The sequence below is a fragment of the Bartonella sp. AP57NXGY genome (assembly GCF_042195805.1).
Taxonomy (GTDB): domain Bacteria; phylum Pseudomonadota; class Alphaproteobacteria; order Rhizobiales; family Rhizobiaceae; genus Bartonella.
This window is the reverse complement of the sequence record NZ_JBHIOZ010000068.1, coordinates 4,398-7,460: the sequence shown is the minus strand read 5'-3', so window position 1 is coordinate 7,460 and position 3,063 is coordinate 4,398. Positions and strand designations below refer to the sequence as shown.

Sequence of the window (3,063 nt, the reverse complement as noted above, 5' to 3'; positions counted from 1 at the left end):
TTGAAATAGGATTTTTTGTTCAATATTTTATTGGTAAAGTTTGGGTTATTTTATTTAAAAAAAAATAAAAAATGATATTGACTCTTTGCTTGAAAGAGTACTATATACGACGAGTAACGAGAGCGGTTTCTGCTTGCGATGGTTGGTTTTGCTCTTGTTTTATTGACTAAGACTTATCATATACGCGGTGTTTTACCTTTTAGGTTTTTATTTTACGCTTTTTAGTGTATGGTATTATTTTGGTTTTTGAAACGGTTTATTGACCGTTTGTTCTTTGACAAAAGAAGAAAGAAGAAAGAGAAACGTGGGCGGCATAGTCTGCGGAAGTCTTAGGGTTTTAATGCTTTAAGATTTCGAAAAGAATATGGCGGCACGTTTTTTTAGAGAAGATGTTAATACCGGATCTAATGTTATTAATGTTAGATTAGGTGTGTAAAAATATGTTCTCGTCGATTCAAGCGTGACCATTTAATTGGTGCTCTTTAAGGTTTAAGGAGCAAAAGACCAAATATAGCCAAATCGAATTTTCAATATGAGAGTTTGATCCTGGCTCAGAACGAACGCTGGCGGCAGGCTTAACACATGCAAGTCGAGCGCACTCTTTTAGAGTGAGCGGCAAACGGGTGAGTAACGCGTGGGAATCTACCCATCTCTACGGAATAACACAGAGAAATTTGTGCTAATACCGTATACGTCCTAAGGGAGAAAGATTTATCGGAGATGGATGAGCCCGCGTTGGATTAGCTAGTTGGTGAGGTAACGGCTCACCAAGGCGACGATCCATAGCTGGTCTGAGAGGATGATCAGCCACACTGGGACTGAGACACGGCCCAGACTCCTACGGGAGGCAGCAGTGGGGAATATTGGACAATGGGGGCAACCCTGATCCAGCCATGCCGCGTGAGTGATGAAGGCCCTAGGGTTGTAAAGCTCTTTCACCGGTGAAGATAATGACGGTAACCGGAGAAGAAGCCCCGGCTAACTTCGTGCCAGCAGCCGCGGTAATACGAAGGGGGCTAGCGTTGTTCGGATTTACTGGGCGTAAAGCGCACGTAGGCGGATATTTAAGTCAGAGGTGAAATCCCAGGGCTCAACCCTGGAACTGCCTTTGATACTGGATATCTTGAGTATGGAAGAGGTGAGTGGAATTCCGAGTGTAGAGGTAAAATTCGTAGATATTCGGAGGAACACCAGTGGCGAAGGCGGCTCACTGGTCCATTACTGACGCTGAGGTGCGAAAGCGTGGGGAGCAAACAGGATTAGATACCCTGGTAGTCCACGCCGTAAACGATGAATGTTAGCCGTCGGGCGGTTTACTGCTCGGTGGCGCAGCTAACGCATTAAACATTCCGCCTGGGGAGTACGGTCGCAAGATTAAAACTCAAAGGAATTGACGGGGGCCCGCACAAGCGGTGGAGCATGTGGTTTAATTCGAAGCAACGCGCAGAACCTTACCAGCCCTTGACATCCCGATCGCGGAAGGTGGAGACACCCTCCTTCAGTTAGGCTGGATCGGAGACAGGTGCTGCATGGCTGTCGTCAGCTCGTGTCGTGAGATGTTGGGTTAAGTCCCGCAACGAGCGCAACCCTCGCCCTTAGTTGCCAGCATTTAGTTGGGCACTCTAAGGGGACTGCCGGTGATAAGCCGAGAGGAAGGTGGGGATGACGTCAAGTCCTCATGGCCCTTACGGGCTGGGCTACACACGTGCTACAATGGTGGTGACAGTGGGCAGCGAGACCGCGAGGTCGAGCTAATCTCCAAAAGCCATCTCAGTTCGGATTGCACTCTGCAACTCGAGTGCATGAAGTTGGAATCGCTAGTAATCGTGGATCAGCATGCCACGGTGAATACGTTCCCGGGCCTTGTACACACCGCCCGTCACACCATGGGAGTTGGTTTTACCCGAAGGTGCTGTGCTAACCGCAAGGAGGCAGGCAACCACGGTAGGGTCAGCGACTGGGGTGAAGTCGTAACAAGGTAGCCGTAGGGGAACCTGTGGCTGGATCACCTCCTTTCTAAGGATGATCAAGAATAGGGTTTTTTAAAATCCCTCCCTTTTTGATCTGATTAGACACAAGGTTTAAACTTAGTCAGTTTAAACTGTGCATATGACGCTAACTCTCAATGAGTCCCTCTCACAAAAAGAGACCCCTCTTTGTAACTAAAGAGGATCCCCCCCCCGTCTCTTTGAGGCCCCTACCTCTGTTGAGAGAAATATTTGAGGGCTTAGTGCTCATGTGTTGACAATATAAAAGCAGACGTGCCGTCTTCGTTTCTCTTTCTTCAGATGATGATCCCAAGCCTTCTGGCGATCTCTTAAAATAAAGCCTCACATCATAATCATTCCACGTTTTTCAAAGAAAAACATGTGTTTCAAGGTGCCATGGATTTTAACAACTATGGATTTATTAAAACTTATGGGTTTTAAAAAAGGCTTTAAAAGGAAATGACTAAAAAGGAAGCTACTTAAAAAGCTTTTCCAGTGATTTAAGATGATACCGGGGAAGGTTTTCCGGTTTATCCCGGAGGGCTTGTAGCTCAGTTGGTTAGAGCGCGCGCTTGATAAGCGTGAGGTCGGAGGTTCAAGTCCTCCCAGGCCCACCAATTTATGCTCGTTTTTTGCTTATCCAAGAGTATGAAGCTTCAGCGTATTAAAAACGCTTCAATCTTTGTTTATTTTTAAAGATTTTATTTTATCATCCAAAGATTATTTGTTAAATTTATCCTATTAAGCTTTCAAAAGAGGCTTTTAAAACCCCTTTCGTGGTACAGATAAATTTAAATGATGCAAATCAAAATAGTACAGGGAATGCAAGTTGATAAATCTGGTTAAGGTTGATTTGAAAGAGCATTATTTAGGGGCCGTAGCTCAGCTGGGAGAGCACCTGCTTTGCAAGCAGGGGGTCGTCGGTTCGATCCCGTCCGGCTCCACCATTTAGGTCATCATCATGTTGTAAGAACACGGTTTAGTAAAAGGTCCAGTGATCTTTTGCTTGTTCTATTGAAATTGTGAAGAGAAGATATATTCAGACATGTTCCTTTTTTAAGGTTCCTTCTGAGGT

The 3,063-nt window shown here is 45.4% G+C and carries 2 tRNA genes and 1 rRNA gene; all 3 read left to right on the top strand.

Annotation, left to right across the window (positions count from 1 at the left end):
- Positions 1–528: 528 nt before the first annotated feature.
- The 3 genes from ACFIL8_RS06790 (at position 529) to ACFIL8_RS06780 (ending at position 2,935) form a co-directional block, all read left to right on the top strand.
- Positions 529–2,016 (top strand): 16S ribosomal RNA (locus ACFIL8_RS06790).
- A 512-nt stretch (positions 2,017–2,528) separates the two neighbouring features.
- Positions 2,529–2,605: transfer RNA gene (locus ACFIL8_RS06785), tRNA-Ile, on the top strand.
- Positions 2,606–2,859: 254 nt separating this feature from the next.
- Positions 2,860–2,935: transfer RNA gene (locus ACFIL8_RS06780), tRNA-Ala, on the top strand.
- Positions 2,936–3,063: the final 128 nt, after the last annotated feature.